Annotated in this window: 19 protein-coding genes and 2 tRNA genes; all 21 read right to left on the bottom strand. The window is 57.8% G+C overall.

Annotation, left to right across the window (positions count from 1 at the left end):
- Positions 1–55: 55 nt before the first annotated feature.
- The 21 genes from C0617_RS15820 to C0617_RS15720 all read right to left on the bottom strand — a co-directional run bounded on the left by C0617_RS15820 (position 56) and on the right by C0617_RS15720 (position 16,601).
- Positions 56–132 (bottom strand) — tRNA-Arg (locus tag C0617_RS15820).
- A 49-nt stretch (positions 133–181) separates the two neighbouring features.
- On the bottom strand, positions 182–697 hold the full coding sequence (locus tag C0617_RS15815) for an adenine phosphoribosyltransferase (protein ID WP_291318006.1): 516 nt from the start codon (positions 695–697) through the stop codon (positions 182–184).
- Positions 698–734: 37 nt separating this feature from the next.
- Positions 735–1,685, bottom strand: a complete 951-nt coding sequence (locus tag C0617_RS15810) for a sigma-70 family RNA polymerase sigma factor (RefSeq protein WP_365889456.1) — start codon at positions 1,683–1,685, stop codon at positions 735–737.
- A gap of 102 nt (positions 1,686–1,787) precedes the next feature.
- Positions 1,788–2,570, bottom strand: coding sequence for a M23 family metallopeptidase (locus tag C0617_RS15805; protein WP_291318004.1), 783 nt, complete (start codon positions 2,568–2,570; stop codon positions 1,788–1,790).
- A gap of 157 nt (positions 2,571–2,727) precedes the next feature.
- A complete protein-coding gene (locus tag C0617_RS15800; protein ID WP_291318003.1) occupies positions 2,728–3,324 on the bottom strand; it encodes a YqaA family protein in 597 nt (198 codons plus the stop codon).
- Between the two features lies 1 nt (position 3,325).
- On the bottom strand, positions 3,326–3,976 hold the full coding sequence (locus tag C0617_RS15795; protein WP_291318002.1) for a protein-L-isoaspartate(D-aspartate) O-methyltransferase: 651 nt from the start codon (positions 3,974–3,976) through the stop codon (positions 3,326–3,328).
- Between the two features lie 8 nt (positions 3,977–3,984).
- On the bottom strand, positions 3,985–4,758 hold the full coding sequence (gene surE / locus C0617_RS15790; RefSeq protein WP_291318001.1) for a 5'/3'-nucleotidase SurE: 774 nt from the start codon (positions 4,756–4,758) through the stop codon (positions 3,985–3,987).
- Positions 4,759–4,793: 35 nt separating this feature from the next.
- On the bottom strand, positions 4,794–5,168 hold the full coding sequence (locus tag C0617_RS15785; RefSeq protein ID WP_291318000.1) for a MerR family transcriptional regulator: 375 nt from the start codon (positions 5,166–5,168) through the stop codon (positions 4,794–4,796).
- Between the two features lie 33 nt (positions 5,169–5,201).
- Positions 5,202–5,483 carry an integration host factor subunit alpha gene (locus C0617_RS15780; RefSeq protein WP_291317999.1) on the bottom strand — a complete coding sequence of 94 codons (282 nt, stop codon included), beginning with the start codon at positions 5,481–5,483 and terminating at the stop codon, positions 5,202–5,204.
- A gap of 83 nt (positions 5,484–5,566) precedes the next feature.
- Positions 5,567–7,981, bottom strand: a complete 2,415-nt coding sequence (pheT, locus tag C0617_RS15775; RefSeq protein WP_291317998.1) for a phenylalanine--tRNA ligase subunit beta — start codon at positions 7,979–7,981, stop codon at positions 5,567–5,569.
- Between the two features lie 61 nt (positions 7,982–8,042).
- Positions 8,043–9,059 (bottom strand): phenylalanine--tRNA ligase subunit alpha, encoded by a 1,017-nt coding sequence (gene pheS, locus C0617_RS15770; protein WP_298038369.1) that lies wholly within the window; start codon positions 9,057–9,059, stop codon positions 8,043–8,045.
- A 112-nt stretch (positions 9,060–9,171) separates the two neighbouring features.
- Positions 9,172–9,528 carry a 50S ribosomal protein L20 gene (gene rplT, locus C0617_RS15765; RefSeq protein ID WP_291317996.1) on the bottom strand — a complete coding sequence of 119 codons (357 nt, stop codon included), beginning with the start codon at positions 9,526–9,528 and terminating at the stop codon, positions 9,172–9,174.
- A gap of 100 nt (positions 9,529–9,628) precedes the next feature.
- Complete coding sequence (rpmI, locus tag C0617_RS15760; protein ID WP_291317995.1) at positions 9,629–9,826, bottom strand: 50S ribosomal protein L35; 198 nt, start codon at positions 9,824–9,826, stop codon at positions 9,629–9,631.
- Between the two features lie 44 nt (positions 9,827–9,870).
- Complete coding sequence (gene infC, locus C0617_RS15755) at positions 9,871–10,386, bottom strand: translation initiation factor IF-3 (RefSeq protein WP_365889454.1); 516 nt, start codon at positions 10,384–10,386, stop codon at positions 9,871–9,873.
- Between the two features lie 11 nt (positions 10,387–10,397).
- Positions 10,398–12,314, bottom strand: coding sequence for a threonine--tRNA ligase (gene thrS, locus C0617_RS15750; RefSeq protein ID WP_291317993.1), 1,917 nt, complete (start codon positions 12,312–12,314; stop codon positions 10,398–10,400).
- Positions 12,315–12,383: 69 nt separating this feature from the next.
- Positions 12,384–12,458, bottom strand: a tRNA-Val gene (locus C0617_RS15745).
- 105 nt (positions 12,459–12,563) lie between these two features.
- Positions 12,564–13,874, bottom strand: a complete 1,311-nt coding sequence (locus tag C0617_RS15740; protein WP_291317992.1) for a homoserine dehydrogenase — start codon at positions 13,872–13,874, stop codon at positions 12,564–12,566.
- Between the two features lie 62 nt (positions 13,875–13,936).
- On the bottom strand, positions 13,937–14,383 hold the full coding sequence (locus C0617_RS15735; RefSeq protein ID WP_291317991.1) for a M17 family peptidase N-terminal domain-containing protein: 447 nt from the start codon (positions 14,381–14,383) through the stop codon (positions 13,937–13,939).
- Positions 14,380–14,850, bottom strand: a complete 471-nt coding sequence (nusB, locus tag C0617_RS15730; protein ID WP_291317990.1) for a transcription antitermination factor NusB — start codon at positions 14,848–14,850, stop codon at positions 14,380–14,382. Before nusB ends, C0617_RS15735 begins: the two co-directional genes overlap by 4 nt.
- A gap of 5 nt (positions 14,851–14,855) precedes the next feature.
- Positions 14,856–15,320, bottom strand: coding sequence for a 6,7-dimethyl-8-ribityllumazine synthase (gene ribE / locus C0617_RS15725; RefSeq protein ID WP_291317989.1), 465 nt, complete (start codon positions 15,318–15,320; stop codon positions 14,856–14,858).
- A 75-nt stretch (positions 15,321–15,395) separates the two neighbouring features.
- The gene (locus C0617_RS15720; protein ID WP_291317988.1) at positions 15,396–16,601 is read right to left on the bottom strand and encodes a bifunctional 3,4-dihydroxy-2-butanone-4-phosphate synthase/GTP cyclohydrolase II; all 1,206 of its coding nucleotides are present in this window, start codon (positions 16,599–16,601) and stop codon (positions 15,396–15,398) included.
- Positions 16,602–16,619: the final 18 nt, after the last annotated feature.

Genomic DNA, 16,619 nt, shown 5'->3' with positions numbered 1-16,619 from the left:
CTCCCCTATAAACGCAATGGGCCCGCGAAGCTATTCGCGGGCCCATTTTCGTTTTTGGCGGCCCCGACAGGATTCGAACCTGTGGCCTACCGCTTAGGAGGCGGTCGCTCTATCCAGCTGAGCTACGGGGCCTGAAAGGCCACCCTTTATATCGCAGGGCCCGATCCATGGCAAGACCAAATTAAAACTTGAGCAGGCTGAAGACCTTCCCCTCCGGCAACCGCTTGCGTCCCTCGAGAAATTCCAGTTCCGCCATTAAAGCGCATTCGACGACTTCGGCGCCGAGTTCCTCGACCAGGTCGACGACGGCAGCCACGGTCCCTCCGGTCGCCAGCAGGTCATCGGCAACGATGATCCGGTCTCCGGCCTTGAAGGCATCTTCGTGGATTTCCAGAGTGTCGGTGCCGTACTCGAGCTGGTAGGTTTTTTCCCGGGTCTTGTAGGGCAGCTTTCCCGGTTTGCGCACCAAGGTGATTCCGGTGCCGAGCTTATAGGCCAGCGCCGCACCGAGAATAAAGCCCCGAGCCTCCACCCCGACAACCTGGTCGATTTTTTCACCGACGTGACGGTGAGCGAGAAGATCAATCATGCGGTGAAAACTCCTGGCATCGGCCAGGAGTGTGGTGATGTCCTTGAAGACTATCCCCTTCTTTGGAAAATCGGGAATATCCCGGATGATATTTTTCAGCTCTTCCAAAACCTACTCCTCCTCAGTCTTCTGGCTACTCCCCGGGCTAGTCCGCCTCCTCGGGGGTATTCTCTCCGGCGGCCTGCTTCTCTTCCATGATCATGCGCAACTTATCAAGGCTCTTCGCTTCGATCTGACGAATCCTCTCCCGGGTCACTCCGAATCGCCGCCCGATAGTGTCAAGGGTCTGGGGTTCGCGATCGTCGAGTCCGAAACGCAGGGTGAGAATCTCCCGTTCATTCTCGCTGAGGGTTTCAAGCCATTCGGTAACGTGGGCGAACTTGTTGAGACCCTCGATCAGGTCGGACGGGTCGACGGCATTGGGGTCCTCGATGGTATCCATCAGGCTGTAATCGTTGCTCTCGCCCATTGGATGCTCAATGGAATAGGTCTTCTTGACCAGAACCATCAGGCGCCGGATATAGGCGGGTTCGACTCCCATGGCATCGGCCACTTCTTTGACATGGGGCTCACGATTGTATTTGTGGATGAGTTCGCGGCTGACCTTGATCAATTTATTAATGTCGTCGGAGACGTGAACGGGCAGGCGGATGGTGCGGCTCTGGTTGACGAGGGCCCGTTCAATCGATTGGCGAATCCACCAGGTGGCGTAGGTGGAAAACCTGCACTCCTTGCTCAGCTTGAAGCGCTCGACCGCCTTGATGAGCCCCATGTTCCCCTCTTCGATGAGATCCAAAAAGGGCAACCCGCGGTTCATGTAGCGTTTGGCTATCTTGACCACGAGGCGAAGGTTGGACTCGATCATCCTCTCCCGCGCCGCCATGTCGCCTACGGAGATGCGCCGGGCCAGCTCCTTCTCTTCGTCGGCTGTCAGCAGGTTGGTCTTTTGAATTTCTTTGAGATAGAGCTTGATGGCGTCATCGGAATGATCGTCCAAAGCAGCCTTCCGCTCCTTGGCCTCCTCCTCTTCCTTCTCCTTGTTCTTGGCGACTTCCTGGAACTCGACGGCCTCTTCTTCGGCCTCCTCAGCTCCCATTTCAAAATCGTGGCACTCGAATTGGCTTTCGTCCATGGTCGGAAAATCCTCCATGAGGTTAGAAGGGAGAAATGATTACGAAAGTCTAAGAGATGACCTGTTCTATGGCAAGAAAAAAATCGGGTTGACGGCCTTCTTGCCTCGGCGGATTTCAAAATGAAGCCGGGGGGTTCCTCCTCGGGGGGGGAGGCCGGAAAGAGCGATTCTCTCCCCTTGGCTGACGAATTTCCCGGTCTCGACGAGGTTCTTCTGATTAAATCCGTATACGGTGTAGAACGACTCGTCGTGTTCCAGGATGATCAGATTGCCGAAACCGGCGATGCCGTTGCCGCTGTAGATCACCTGGCCCGCGGCTGACGATAACACGGGGGTGCTGAGCGGTGTTCCGATTTCCAGCCCCTTGCTGATTTCAGTCGTCCCCTTGTCGAAACTTCTCAGGATTTTGCCTCGCAGAGGCCATGAGAACTTCCCCTTCTGAGTAGCGACTGCAGCCTTTGGGACGGTTTTTGGGGGCGCTTGGCGGGGCGGAACCTTTTGGCCTTTGCTTTGGTGGGCTTTAGGAGCGGCGCGAACCTGCCTCGGAACGGCGGCAACCTTGCCGGGACTGGCCGCAGTGGCCTTTGCCCCTTTCTCTGGGGACTTGACCGTGGATGGGACCTCTTTGAGACGGCTGGCGCCGGGGACGAACAACCGCTGCCCGACTTCCAGTCTGGTGGGGTCGCTGATGCCGTTGAGACGAGCGAGGTACTTCTCGTTCACCTCGTAGGTACGGGCGATGCGGTAAAGGGTCTGCCCTTCACGAATGGTGTGGTGGATACCGCTCGGCCTGGAGCATCCCCAGTTCAACACCGCCGTCAGACAGGTCAACAGAAGAATTTTGCTCAAATTCCGATTCAAAGCCAATTCCGTAAAGTCCCGTTTAATCCAACCTAGCCGGCAGGCCCCACGCCCGTCAAGAAGGAACCGGCGACAGGCTCCCGTTCAGATCCGACATAGAAAGGGTCCGCCCATGCTGAAGGGCATAAGCCTAAAGAAAAACATTTCAGTGCCCCACAAACTTAATGACAACAAAACCGAGAATCAGGAGGGCAACGAAAATCAGGCTCAGAATGTTGAAGTATTTCTCAATAAAATTGCGGGTTGCCGGACCGAACCGGTAGATAATCGCAGCCACGAGAAAAAACCTCAGACTTCGGCTCAGCAGGGAAGCGAAGAGGAAGACAGCGAAGTTGATGTGAAAAACCCCGGCTCCGATGGTGATGACTTTGTACGGGATGGGGGTGAATCCGGCAGTGAATACGGCCCAAAAGTTATAGGTGACAAAAAGATCCTGGACGCGGGCGAAGACCTCGGGGGTAAAGCCCGGAATAAAACGAAAAAAATAACCGGACACGACCCCCCAGAGCCCCATGCCGATGCCGTAACCGACCACTCCTCCCAGAACTGAACCGAGGGAGGCGATGAGGGCAAAGCGAAAGGAGCGCGCCGGGACGCTGATACAGAGGGCAAGGAGAAGGACGTCGGGAGGGATGGGGAAAAAGGACGATTCGGCAAAGGCCAGAAGAAAGAGAGCGATTGCACCGTATGGGGTGTCGGACCAGTGCAGAACCCAGTCGTACAGCCGCCGCATCAGCCTCATTTCAGGCCCCCTCCCGCCATCCGAAGCGGCCGATCAGGGGCACGAAACGGCAGTCCTGAAGTTCCTCCTCGACGTAATCCTGCTCGCCGAGGCGGCTGACCCGGCGCAGAACCTGCTTGTCGCGCCCGCCAACGGGAACGACCAGCCGACCCCCGATGGAAAGCTGCGAAAGGTAATCGCTCGGGACGGACGGGGCGCCGGCGGTGACGATGATGGCGTCGAAGGGAGCAGCCTCCTCCCAGCCACAGGTGCCGTCGCTGACCCGAATGTGGACCTGGGCGCAACCGATCGAATCGAGGATGCGCCGAGCTTTGCGGGCGAGGTCGGGGAGGCGCTCCAGAGAATAAAGCTTGGAGACGATTTGGGCCAAAATGGCTGTCTGGTAGCCCGACCCGGTTCCGATTTCAAGAACCCTCTCTACTCCGCTCAACTGCAGTGCCTCGGTCATGGCGGCGACAGTAAAAGGCTGGGAAATAGTCTGTTTCTCGCCAATGGGAAGTGGGAAGTCCCCATATGCCTGGTCCCAGAAGGCCTCCTCGACGAAAAGATGACGGGGGACCTGAAGCATGGCATCGAGAACCAGGGGGTCGGTGATCCCTTTCGCGCGGATCTGTTTCTCCACCATTCTGCGCCGGGCTATTGAATAATCCATGACACTCCTCAGGATTCGGGCTCGGCGGGAAAATCGGTCACAGCATCCAGCCCCCAGGATTCCAACTGCTCGAAAGAGCGGTAGTTGGTCAGATCGAGATGCAGGGGGGTAATCGAAACGTATCCGGCATGCACCGCGTGAAAATCGGTCCCCTCCAGATTATCAAACCCCATCTCGCCGCCTCCGAGCCAGTAGTACGTCTTGCCCCTCGGGTCAATCTTCTCCACGACCGTTTCACCGTAGCGCCTTTTACCCTGCCGGGTCAGTTTGAAGCCGCGGGGCTCGGCCGCCGGGAAATTAATGTTGAGAAAGGTGTCGGGAGGCAGTCCCTTTTCCACGATGCTGCGGGCCAGGAAAAGGGTGAGTCGGGCGGACCGGTTGAAGTTATCGCTTCCGAACGACTCCCCGTCCAGAGAGACGGCCATGGCGGGAACGCCCATAAGGGTCGCCTCCATGGCTGCGGAGACGGTGCCCGAATAGGTGAGGTCGTCCCCCATGTTGCCCCCCCGGTTGATTCCAGAGACCACAAGGGCCGGACGTTCCTGGAGAAGACCGTGGACCCCGAGGTTGACGCAGTCAGTGGGAGTGCCGTCGACGGCGAAGATGTCGGGACGAATCTCTTCGGCTCGGAGGGGAGAATGAAGGGTAAGTGCATGACTGACCGCGCTGCGCTCGCGGTCCGGGGCCACGACCACGACACGGCCTAAGGCGCAAAGGCTCTTTGCCAAGGCGCGAATCCCGGGAGAAAAAACCCCGTCGTCGTTGGTGACCAGTATCAGCAAAAAACCTCGCCGGCGGTCGCCTGGTGGAAGGGAATTCAGGCTTCAGAAGGGCCTTCTGGCTCGGAGTTCAATGACCGGCGCAGTGCCTGCAGTTCCCGGCGCACCTCATCGAGGAGGGCACGTTCCGAACCGTGGGACGACGGCAGCGCCCCCTGTTCTTCGATCGCGCCCCCCCGCAGCACCCGTTTGGCACCTGCGATGGTAAAGCCCTGGTTGTATAAAAGGTCCTTGAGCCGGAGGACGAGTTCGATGTCCTTTTGCCGGTAAAGGCGCTGCTTGGAGCGGCTCTTAACCGGCCGGAAAGACCCGAATTCGCTTTCCCAGTAGCGCAGAACGTGCGGTTTCACGCCGGTAAGGTCGGCGACCTCGCCAATTTTGAAATACAACTTGTCTGGGATCTGGATGTCCATCGCCAGCGCTGAAGTCAGCCTGAGGAAGCCGGCCTACCCTTCGCCATTGATGGCCGTTTTCAGAACTTGGCTGGGTTTAAAGGTGAGAATCCTGCGGGATGAGATTTCGATCTCTTCGCCGGTCTGCGGATTGCGACCGCGACGAGTTGCCTTCTCCTTGACCACAAAGTTACCAAAACCGGCGATTTTGATCTTTTCACCCGCCTCGAGATTGAATTTCATCAGGTCGAAAACCTCTTCAACGATCTCAGCGGATTCCTTTTTGGAAAAACCCGTTTTTAAATATACATTTTCGACAAGGTCCGCCTTGGTCATATCTCCCCCCGTCCCGAAGGATACAGGTTATTGAATTTACGCGCTTTTATATCATATGAATTTTCGGTTTTCAATAGCTTTTTTCACCGAACCTGAGCTTCGAGCTTTTTACAGAGGGCTTTTATGAGCTTTTCGTGAGCCGCATTGATTTCATCATCGGTGAGGGTCTTCTCGGCACTGCGGTAACGCACCCGCAGGGCAATGCTCTTCTTGCCCTCTGGAATCCCCTTACCCCGATACAGGTCGAACAGGACGACATCCTCCACCAATTTGCCTTTGGCGCCTTCGAGCACATCGAGAAGCCTCTGCGCGGGAACCTCTTCGTCCAGCAAAAGAGCGCTGTCCCGTTCCGTATCCGGATAACGGGACAGGGGACGGAAGCCGGGCCGCTCTCCGGATGCCTTCAGCAGGGCCTCAAAGTCGAGATCAAGAAGAAAGACCGGCTGGTCGATGCCGAAACTTTCAAGAGTCCGGGGATGAACTTCCCCCAGGGTACCCAGTTGAGATGCCTTGACAGAAAGGGAGCAGCTCTTGCCGGGATGAAGAAAAAGTTCGCCGGCATCACTCTGCCACTGAACTCCGCTAAGGGAAAAGCTCTCCAGGAGAGTTTCTGCCACCCCCTTGAGGTCGAAGAAGTCGACTTTTTCTGCGCCCTGGGCCCATCCCTCCGGTTCGCGGCGCCCGCAGAGGGCGGCCACCAGCCGCAACCCCTCTTCGGGAAGTTCTTCGCCTGCGAGGGGTCGAAAAACAGGACGCAATTCGAAAAGGCGCAGATCCCCCAACCTGTAGGCCAGGTTGCGGGAAACATTCTCCAGGAGGCTGGGCACCAGGCTGGTGCGCATCACCGACTGATCCTCGTTGAGAGGGTTGAGAATACGGACCGTTTCGCGACGTGAGTCATCCCCAGCCAGGCCCAGCTTGTCCCAGGCTCCCGGTGCGATGAAGGAGTAGTTGGTCACCTCGGAGAAACCGGCCCCCACCATGGCCTCACGAACCGAGGAGACCCCGCGCTGGTGTTCGGCGGGCTGGTGGCAGATCATTCTCCCGGCCGGCATGGTGACCGGAATGCGGTCGTAGCCGTGAAGCCTTGCAACTTCTTCGATCAGATCGATTTCGCGCTCAAGGTCGGGACGAAAGGTCGGAACGGTGACATAGACGGCCTCGTCTTCACGATCGGTCGCCGGTTCGGCCTCAAGGCCGATGGAACGCAAAAGCCGAAGGACCTCCTGTTGTTCGAGATCGAGTCCGAGGATCCGGTTGGAGCGCTGGACCTCCAGGGAAATCCTTCTCGGCTCAATCCGGTTCGGGTAGATATCGATCACTCCCCGGGCGATCTCCCCGCCGGCCACCTCATGGATCAGGGATGCCGCTCGATCGAGAGCGAGGGGCACCATGTCCACATCCGCACCTCGCTCGAAGCGATGGGAGGATTCGCTGTGGATGCCAAGCCGTTTGCTGGATCGCCGGATGCTGACGGGGTTAAAATAAGCGCTTTCCAGGAGGATGTCTGTGGTCTCGGGCTGAACCTCGGAGTTTTCTCCTCCCATGATGCCGGCGAGAGCCACGGGACCGACGCCGTCGCAAATGGCAAGGTTGTAGCTGCCAAGGATTCTTTCAGCGCCGTCCAAAGTATTGAAGGCCTGCCCTTCCTGGGGTCTGCGCACGACGATGCGCCCTTGGCGAAGCAGACTAAAATCAAAGGCGTGAAGCGGGTGGCCCAGTTCCATGAGCACGTAGTTGGTCACATCGACCACGTTATTAATCGAGCGCTGGCCAACGGCTTCGAGGCGGCGAACCAACCATTCGGGCGAAGGCCCGATTCGGACACCGCGAATCAGGCGTGCGGCATACCGGGGGCACAGGCCCGCCTCTTCCACAGAGACCGAGGTCAGGGAGTCGATGGACCCGCCACCCTCCTCCACGACAACGGAGGGCATCTTCAGGGGTTTGCCCACCATGGCAGCGACCTCCCGAGCGACACCGAGGAGGCTGAGGCAGTCGGGACGGTTAGGCGTCAGGCCGATCTCATAGCGGACGTCCTTGAGGCCGAGGGCTTCGAAAACCGGCTGTCCCAGGGGCAAATCCGCCGACAGGATCATGATTCCTTCGGCCTCCTCGGCAAGACCCAGTTCCTTTTCCGAGCAGAGCATCCCCATGGAGACCTCGCCCCGGATCTTGGATTTTTTGATTTTAAAATCGCCCGGCAGCACTGAACCGACCTGGGCGAGAGCGACCAAGTCTCCGGCCTTGTGGTTTCGCGCCCCGCAGACGACGGGAACGGTCCCGCTGCCGGTCTCCACCTGGCACAAGGTCAACCGGTCGGCCCCGGGATGAGACTCCACTGAACTCAATCGCGCGACGACCACATTGTCGAGCCCGTCCCCGAGGCGTTCCATGGCATCGACCTCGAGTCCGGCCATGGTCAATCGGTGGGACAGCTCCTCCGGAGAGAGATTGAAGTCGACAAATTCATTGAGCCAGTTGTAGGTTACGATCATATCCTTCAGTCCCTTATCAACTATTCATTTCCAACATGCCGGTGGAAAAGGTTTTTTCCATTCAAAACTGCTTCAAAAACCGCAGGTCGTTTTCAAAAAAGAGCCGGAGATCGTTGACCCCGTATTTGAGCATGGCGATGCGCTCCAGCCCCATGCCGAAGGCGAATCCGCTGTACGCCTCGGGATCGTAATCGACCGCCTTGAACACCTCGGGATCGATCATGCCGCTGCCAAGGATCTCGAGCCAGCCGGAGTTCTTGCAAACCCGGCAGCCGTCTCCTCCGCAGATGACGCATTGCATGTCCACCTCGGCACTCGGCTCGGTAAACGGGAAAAAGGAGGGCCGGAAACGAACACCGATATTCTTCCCGAAGAACTGGGCGATGAACGTGGTCAGAATCCCCTTCAGGTCGCCGAAAGTGACGTTCCGATCGACAAGAAAACCCTCGACCTGGTGAAACATGGGGCTGTGCGTCAGGTCGGAGTCCCTGCGGTAAACTGTCCCCGGAGCAATAACGCGAACCGGCGGAGCTTGCCGAAGCATGGTGCGGATCTGTACGGGCGAGGTATGCGTGCGCAGCACCACGTCTTCGGAGATATAAAAGGTGTCCTGCATGTCCCTGGCCGGGTGGTCTTTGGGGAGGTTGAGGGCCTCGAAGTTATAAAAGTCCTTTTCAACTTCCGGACCCTCCGCAACTCCGAAACCGAGAGAGGAAAAGATCTCCACAATCTCCTCGGTAACCAGGGTGATGGGGTGCTTGGTGCCCTGGGAAAGGCGCCGCCCTGGGAGGGTGACATCGATACGCTCCTGCTCCAGGCGCTTGCCTATCTCCGCCTCGCGAACCGTTTTCAGGCGCGCCTCGAAGAGCCCCTCGAGTTCGGACTTGACCGTATTGGCCAGGGCGCCGACAACGGGACGCTCCTCCGAAGTCAGTCGACCCATCCCCTTCATAATGGCGGTCAGATCACCCTTTTTGCCCAGGAACCTGACTCGCACATCCTGCAAAAGGTCCTCGGTCCCGGCAGCCTCCATGGCGTCCCGGGCGGTGACCCGCATCTGTTCCAGTTTTTCTTTAATAACTCTTTCCGACGTCAGCGCATGAAAAGAACAATGGAAGCCCTTCGGCTTCCATTGACCGACCACAAAAAAAAAGAGATGAGGTCAGCCCTCATCTCTTTTGATTACATCCCTACTGGAGTTGGGCTTTGGCCTTATCAACGACCGAGCTGAACCCGGCAGGGTCGGCCACGGCCAGTTGGGCCAAAATCTTGCGGTCCAACCCGATTTCCGCCTTTTTCAGCCCAAAAACAAGCCTGCTGTAGGAGACACCGTTCTCACGGGCAGCAGCGTTGATGCGGGCGATCCACAGGGCCCGAAAGTCCCGCTTGCGTACTTTTCGATCCCGGTAAGCGTAATTGAGGGCCCGGTCGACTGCCTCAGTGGCACTGCGAAACAGCTTGCTCCGAGCGCCGCGGTAGCCCTTGGCCAGTTTTAGAACCTTGTTCCTTCTGCGTCTTGCCTTGAATCCTCTTTTTACTCTGGGCATCTCTTTCTCCTTCTCTGGATAATGAGCGGGAAAATCCCGCGGCCGGATCTGAAGGGGGATACCGTCCCCTCAGTTCACGACCTGACCCCGGCTAATACCCCTAGAGGTAAGGGATCAGCTGACTGACATTCTTGACATCGGCCTTATGCACCAACGTACCCTGACGAAGCTCCCGCTTACGCTTGGTCGACTTCTTGGTCAGGATGTGGCTGGTGAAAGCCTTGTTGCGACGAATCTTGCCGGTTCCGGTCTTGCGGAAGCGTTTCGCCGCTCCGCGATTGGTTTTGATCTTGGGCATAACCCTCTCCTTCTAAATAATGCACGCCGCCAAGTGAGTGGCGGCTACTTCTTGAGTGGTTCGACAACCATCGTCATGAAGCGCCCGGCCATCCTGCCCCTCATTTCGACCTGTCCAAGGTCTTTGACCTCCTCGGCCACCCGCTCCAAAAGCCGGGTTCCGAACTCGGGGTGAGTCACCTCCCTGCCTCTGAACATGATGGTGACCTTGACTTTGTTCCCTCCCTCGAGAAACCTTCGGGCGTTCTTCAGTTTGTACTGGAAGTCATGCTCCTCCGTCTTGGGGCGCATCTTGACTTCCTTGATCTCCACCCGTACGGTTTTCTTCCTGGCCTCGGCCGCCCGCTTCTGCGCCTGATACTTGTATTTGCCGTAATCCATGATTCGGCAAACCGGCGGCGCGGCGTTGGGGGACACCTCAACCAAGTCGAGCCCCCGTTCATCAGCGGCGGACAGGGCCTCTTGGAGGCTCAGGACGCCAAGCTGGGTCCCTTCGTCATCGACGACACGGACCTCCCTGGCTCGAATGGCACGGTTGATGTTGGTCTCTTGCTTAGCTATGGTCCCGCCTCCTAGTGGTGTTGCCCGCACTCGTCCTGAACGAACCGGACGAACTCTGCAGGGGTCATGGGGTCTAGGTTCTTACCGGACCGGTGGCGCGGGGCGACGGTCCCGTTTTCCATCTCCTTGTCCCCCACAACGAGCATATAAGGGATCTTCTCCATCTGGGCTTCGCGAATTTTGAAGCCCAGTTTCTCGTTCCGGAGGTCCTTCTGCACGCGCACGCCTTCGGCCCGGAGTTGCTCGTAGACCTTTTCAGCGTACTCGCCCTGATTGTCGGTCACGTTGACGACCGTAGCCTGAACCGGCGAGATCCAAAGCGGGAAGTTCCCGGCGAAATGTTCGATAAGCACACCGATAAACCTTTCAATGGCCCCCAGGATAACCCGGTGGACCATGACCGGTCGATGCTTCTCGCCGTCCGTTCCTACATAAGTGAGGTCGAATCGCTCGGGCAGGGTAAAATCGCACTGAATAGTAGCACACTGCCACTTCCTGTCAAGAGCGTCCTTGAGCTTGATATCGATCTTCGGCCCGTAGAAAGCGCCATCCCCCTCGTTGATCTCAAAGGGGAGCCCGGAGTCCTTGAGTGCGTTCAAAAGAGCATCGGTGGCCTGCTCCCAGTCCTCGTCGGAACCGATCGACTTCTCCGGTCGCGTGGAGATCTCCATTTCATAGTCGAAGCCGAAAATCGCCATGACTTCCTGAACGAACTGGAGAACCCCTTTGATCTCGCCGTCGAGCTGGTCGGGAGTGCAAAGGATGTGGGCGTCGTCCTGGGTAAAACCCCTCACCCTCAGCAGACCGTGTAGAACCCCAGACTTCTCGTGGCGGTGAACGGTGCCGAGTTCGAAAAAACGCAATGGAAGATCGCGGTAGGAACGGATTTTGGACTTGTATATGAGCATATGGGCGAGGCAGTTCATCGGCTTGATGCCGTAGCTCTGTTCCTCGACCTCGGTGAAGTACATGTTCTCGCGATAATTTTCGTAATGGCCCGAAGTTTTCCAGAGGTCGGTGCGGAGGATCTGCGGCCCCAACACGATATCGTAACCTCTCTTGAGATGCTCCCGGCGCTCGAAATCTTCAAGCAGGGTCCTAAGAAGAGCCCCCTTGGGGTGCCATATCACCAAGCCGGCGCCCGCCTCCTCGTTAAAGGAGAAAAGGTCAAGCTCCTTGCCCAACTTGCGATGGTCGCGCTTCTTGGCCTCTTCGAGTTTTGCCAGATGGGCCTTGAGCTTTTTCTTGTCGGGAAAGGCCGTGGCGTAGATCCGCTGAAGCATGGCGTTCTTTTCATCGCCGCGCCAATAGGCGCCCGCCACGCTGGTCAACTTGAAGGCCTTGAGCGCTCCGGTGGATGCTAGGTGCGGTCCGCGGCACAGATCGACAAAATCCCCCTGCCGGTAGAGGGAGACCGTCTCGTTGGGCAGATCCTCGATAAGCTGCACCTTGAAGGTCTCGCCCATGTCCCGGAACAAACGGATGGCGCTGTCGCGGCTGACCTCCTCCCGAACAATGGGCATGTCGGCACTGGCCAACTCGGCCATCTTCTTCTCGATGCGGTCGAACTCTTCGGGAGTAAAAGTGTGCTTTTCGGTGTAAAAGTCGTAGTAGAAGCCGTTTTCGACAGAGGGGCCGATGGTCACCTGAACGTCGTCACCGTAAAGGTCCTTGACGGCATGAGCCATCAGGTGAGCGGCGGAGTGCCGATAGACATCCAGACCCTCGGGTGACGAAAGGGTCACTAACTCGAGGCTGGCGTCCTTTTCAAGGGAGGCGTTCAAATCGACCAATTGACCGTCGCAGCGGGCGGCAACGGACTGTCGTGCTAAACCCTCCCCGATGGAACGGGCAACATCAAGAGGAGTCGTTCCCTGCTCGAACTCCTTGACGGTCCCGTCGGGCAATGCGATGTGAATCTGACTCATTACGACTCCACTAACGAAAAGAGGCATCCGAGGATGCCTCCATGCTCGCGTTCCGATTGGGCGTGTAGATGGTAGGCACGGGCGGGATTGAACCGCCGACCCCTACCGTGTCAAGGTAGTGCTCTCCCACTGAGCTACGTGCCTACATGCCCAAACGCCGGTTGTTTCTATCAAAATACCCCAAGAGATGTCAAGCACTTTCAACGGCCCGGAACGTTTTTTTTTCCCCTTTGCGTCTGAAACCCGTTCTTAGCCCAACTCGCTCTCGATCCGGATGAAATGACTTCGGTCCTGAACCACCTGGAGAGCATCGATTTCCAGCAGGGCGCGGCGAATGTTGGCCTCCCTTGCTTCGTGAGTCATGAGCACGATCGGCACTGCACCTCCCTCGCGCCTCTCGGGCTGGATCATGGAAGCGATACTGATGTCGTGACGACCCAGAATGCCTGAAATCTGAGCCAGCACCCCGGGTTGGTCGGTTGCTGCGAAGCGCAGGTAGTATTGAGTCTCCACGTCATCCATCGACTTGATGGCTAACTCGGTCACCTGGTCCATTACGTATCCCATGGAGGGTGTTCGCACCTTGGCACCGGCCAGCAGGTTGCGCCCGATGGCCATAACGTCGCCCATGACGGCGCTGGCGGTAGCCTCCATCCCCGCACCGAGCCCGTACAGCATGATCGGACCGACGAAATCCCCCGATAGGCACACGGCATTGAACACCCCGTCGACGTCTGCGAGGGGCTGGTTTAGGGGAATCATGGTCGGATGAACCCTTGCCTCGATGCGACCATTGTCCTTTTTGCTGATGGCAAGGAGTTTGATTTTGTATCCGAATTCCCGTGCGAACTGGATGTCCAGCGCGGAAATGGAGCTAATCCCCTCGGTGTAGATGTCTTCGAACCGAACCCGGGTGCCGAAGCAGAGGGACATCAGCAGGGCCAGTTTATGAGCGGCGTCGACCCCCTCGATGTCAAAGGTGGGATCCGCCTCGGCATACCCCTGGACCTGGGCGTCCTTGAGGACCAGATCGAAATCTTCACCTTCGGAGGTCATCCGGGAGAGGATATAGTTGCATGTCCCGTTGAGAATCCCAAAGACGCTTCCGAATCGATTGGCGCAGAGACTTTCCTTGATGGCCGAAATGACGGGTATCCCCCCCCCGACGGCAGCCTCGAAAAAGACCTCAACGCCATGTTTCTCGGCCGCCCCGAAGATCTCATCACCATGGATCGCAAGCAGGGCCTTGTTGGCCGTCACCACGTGCTTTCCATTTTCAATGGCCCTTAGGACGAAAGAGCGGGCCGGTTCGTACCCCCCGATCAATTCGATGACAATGTCGATCTGCGGGTTATCCAGAACCTCCTCGACCCGGGAGGTAAGCATTCCGTTTTCCAGGGCAACCCCACGGTCGGAGGTAATGTCAAGGTCAGCAATCCGTGCCAGGGAAAGGCGAGCCCCAAGGCGCTGTTCCATCAGTTCAGCGTTTTTCTGGAACATTTTCACAACGCCGGTACCAATAGTTCCGAAACCGAGAAGCCCAACCTTAAGCTCTTTCATAACATCCCCTTTATATAAAAAATGAAAATCGATCAAAGACCGGGTACATGCGGGAACGGCCTTTACCCCAAGCAGAGCTGACACTCAAGGTCAGTGACGGTCCGCCGGCCGAGGGCTTGAGAAACCATCTTCTCAGCGCTCCCCTCCCCCATGCCTTCCAGCGGGGTCAGCCCTATCCCAACCCTGGAAAGGTTCAACCCCCGGCATGTATCAAGGGCCTGCTCGACGAGGGTGCGGTAGCTCTTCTTTCCCCTCCCCTCCCAGCGCCCCCCGCCGAGGAAAAGGGCCCAATCCGCCCCGAGCTTTCCGTTGTTGGGGACGAGGATCTGCTCCCCGACATGTCCTGCGGCCCTGCCCTGGACGAGGAGTTCGGTGAGGACTCCATTCAGCCGCCAGTCCAGCAGTGCGGCGGGCCCCCGCGGTGGCCGTTCGTCCTCGAAATACAAAACGGCGACCACCTCTCCCTGAATGCGGTCAATGGGTATTTCGACCAGATCGGGGGCCGTCATGCCTTGGAAGGACGACGGGTCCTGGAGATCTTGTCCAAAATCCCGTTGACAAATGCAGGAGTCTCCTTGGTGCCGTAGCGCTTGCCGACCTCGATGGCTTCGTTGATAACCACGCTGGAAGGAACGTCCGGCCGGCAGATCAGTTCAAAGGTCGCCAACCGCAGCAAGGCTTTGTCCACCCGGGCCATGCGGTCCAGTGCCCAGTTGGTCGAGAACTCCTCGATGACCCGGTCGATCTCGCCAAGGTTGCTGAATACCCCCGTGGCCAGTTCTTCGGCGAAACGTCGAACCTCCGGGTGAACGGGCGCGTCCGCCTCGTCGAGGGCTTCGCCGAGTTGATCTTCGGCGAAGCGGAAGTTGGCCCAGAAATCCCCCAGAACATCGCCCATGGAGATATTCTGGTCCTTGAGGCTGTATATGATTTTGAGGGCCAGTTCCCTGCCCCGCCGCCGGATACCGATACTCATCTTGTTCAAAGAACCTTGAAGAGATTGGCCATCTCAATGGCGCTGACCGCCGCATCGTACCCCTTGTTGCCAGCCTTGGTTCCGGCTCTCTCGATCGCCTGTTCCACGCTGTCCGTGGTCAGAACACCGAAGGCGACAGGCACCGAGGAGTCCATACTCACCGCGGCGATCCCCTTGGAGACTTCAGCACTGACATAGTCGAAGTGAGGGGTCGCTCCGCGGATAACGGCACCAAGACAAATAACAGCGTCATGGCGCTGTGACTCGACGATTTTTTTCGCGGCCATCGGTATTTCGAAGGCCCCGGGAACCTTGACGATCTCCAGGTCTCCCTGAGCGGCCCCGTGCCGGACAAGGGCGTCGATTGCCCCCTCGAGAAGGCGTTCACAGATGAAACTGTTAAAGCGGCTCACAACAAGGGCGAATTTCAACCCTTTGGCGTCAAGCTGACCCTCGATGGTCTTGGCCATGTCTTTTCTCCCTCGATAGGACAAATCGGCAGTGGAGGCCCTGGGCCTCTTATGATTCAGACAATACTGAAAAGGCTAAAGGTTTTCGAGCAGGTGCCCCATCTTTTCGCGTTTTGTTTTGAGGTAGTCGAGGTTGTCAGAAGTGGCTTTCACCTCGATCGGCACCCGTTCGACGATTTTCAGACCGTACCCCTCAAGTCCGATCACTTTTTTCGGGTTGTTGGTCATGAGGCGAATCTGCCGAATCCCGAGATCGCTCAGGATCTGGGCGCCGAGGCCGTAATCGCGCAGATCGGCCTTGAATCCGAGGACCTCGTTGGCCTCGACAGTATCGTGCCCCTTTTCCTGCAATGCATATGCGCGCAGCTTGTTGATGAGCCCGATTCCCCGCCCCTCCTGACGCATGTAGAGAATGACCCCGCCTCCTTCTTCTTCGATCTGAGCCATGGCGGCGTGCAACTGCTCACCGCAGTCGCAACGCATCGACCCGAAGACATCCCCGGTGAGGCACTCGGAATGGACACGCACAAGAACCGGCCGGTCGGGATCGACCTCCCCCTTGACCAGAGCGAGGTGCTGGGCATTGTCAACATCGTTTTCGTAGGCGATTGCCTTGAAGTCGCCGCCAAAGGGGGTCGGGATGACGGTTTCGGCGGCCCGCCGCACGAGCAACTCCTTGCGCATGCGATAGGCCACGAGGTCAGCAATGGAAACGATCTTCAGATCGTGTTTTTTGGCAAACTCTTTGAGCTGAGGCATCCGCGCCATTGTGCCGTCGTCATTCATGATTTCACAAATGACGCCGGAAGGCTTCAGCCCCGCCAATCGGGCCAGGTCGACGGACCCCTCGGTCTGTCCGGCCCGGACCATCACCCCCCCGAGCTTAGCCCGCAGAGGAAAGACATGTCCGGGGCGAGCCAGATCTGAAGGGCTGGAGTTCTCGTCAATGGCGGCAAGGATGGTGGTCGCCCGGTCGGCTGCGGAGATGCCGGTGCTGACACCTCGCCTCGCCTCAATGGACACGGTGAAGGCGGTCCCGAAGGAGGAGGTGTTCTCCGACACCATCAGGGGCAAGCCAAGGTAGTCAGCCCGCTTCTCGGTAAGGGACAGACATATGAGGCCACGCCCCTCCTTGGCCATGAAATTGACGGCCTCGGGCGTGACCATTTCTGCGGCCATGGTCAGGTCCCCTTCGTTCTCCCGGTCCTCGTCATCGACCAGGATGACCATTTTGCCCTGACGGATATCCTCCAGAGCGGCTTCAATTTTGTCAATTGGCATTCTCTATAGTCCTTTGTG

The sequence above is a fragment of the Desulfuromonas sp. genome (assembly GCF_002868845.1).
Classification (GTDB): Bacteria; Desulfobacterota; Desulfuromonadia; order Desulfuromonadales; family BM501; genus BM501.
This window is presented reverse-complemented; position numbering and strand designations above follow the sequence as displayed.

Bases quoted from the DNA above. Each gene is read 5' to 3' on its own strand.
- C0617_RS15785 (WP_291318000.1), bottom strand. From the start codon at position 5,168: ATGGACATCCAGATCCCAGACAAGTTGTATTTCAAAATTGGCGAGGTC.
- pheT (WP_291317998.1), bottom strand. From the start codon at position 7,981: ATGATCGTAACCTACAACTGGCTCAATGAATTTGTCGACTTCAATCTC.
- thrS (WP_291317993.1), bottom strand. From the start codon at position 12,314: ATGAGTCAGATTCACATCGCATTGCCCGACGGGACCGTCAAGGAGTTC.
- C0617_RS15810 (WP_365889456.1), bottom strand. From the start codon at position 1,685: ATGGGAGCTGAGGAGGCCGAAGAAGAGGCCGTCGAGTTCCAGGAAGTC.
- C0617_RS15735 (WP_291317991.1), bottom strand. From the start codon at position 14,383: ATGACGGCCCCCGATCTGGTCGAAATACCCATTGACCGCATTCAGGGA.
- C0617_RS15720 (WP_291317988.1), bottom strand. From the start codon at position 16,601: ATGCCAATTGACAAAATTGAAGCCGCTCTGGAGGATATCCGTCAGGGC.
- rpmI (WP_291317995.1), bottom strand. From the start codon at position 9,826: ATGCCCAAGATCAAAACCAATCGCGGAGCGGCGAAACGCTTCCGCAAG.
- nusB (WP_291317990.1), bottom strand. From the start codon at position 14,850: ATGAGTATCGGTATCCGGCGGCGGGGCAGGGAACTGGCCCTCAAAATC.
- C0617_RS15780 (WP_291317999.1), bottom strand. From the start codon at position 5,483: ATGACCAAGGCGGACCTTGTCGAAAATGTATATTTAAAAACGGGTTTT.
- C0617_RS15740 (WP_291317992.1), bottom strand. From the start codon at position 13,874: ATGAAAGAGCTTAAGGTTGGGCTTCTCGGTTTCGGAACTATTGGTACC.
- rplT (WP_291317996.1), bottom strand. From the start codon at position 9,528: ATGCCCAGAGTAAAAAGAGGATTCAAGGCAAGACGCAGAAGGAACAAG.
- C0617_RS15795 (WP_291318002.1), bottom strand. From the start codon at position 3,976: ATGGATTATTCAATAGCCCGGCGCAGAATGGTGGAGAAACAGATCCGC.
- C0617_RS15800 (WP_291318003.1), bottom strand. From the start codon at position 3,324: ATGAGGCTGATGCGGCGGCTGTACGACTGGGTTCTGCACTGGTCCGAC.
- ribE (WP_291317989.1), bottom strand. From the start codon at position 15,320: ATGGCCAAGACCATCGAGGGTCAGCTTGACGCCAAAGGGTTGAAATTC.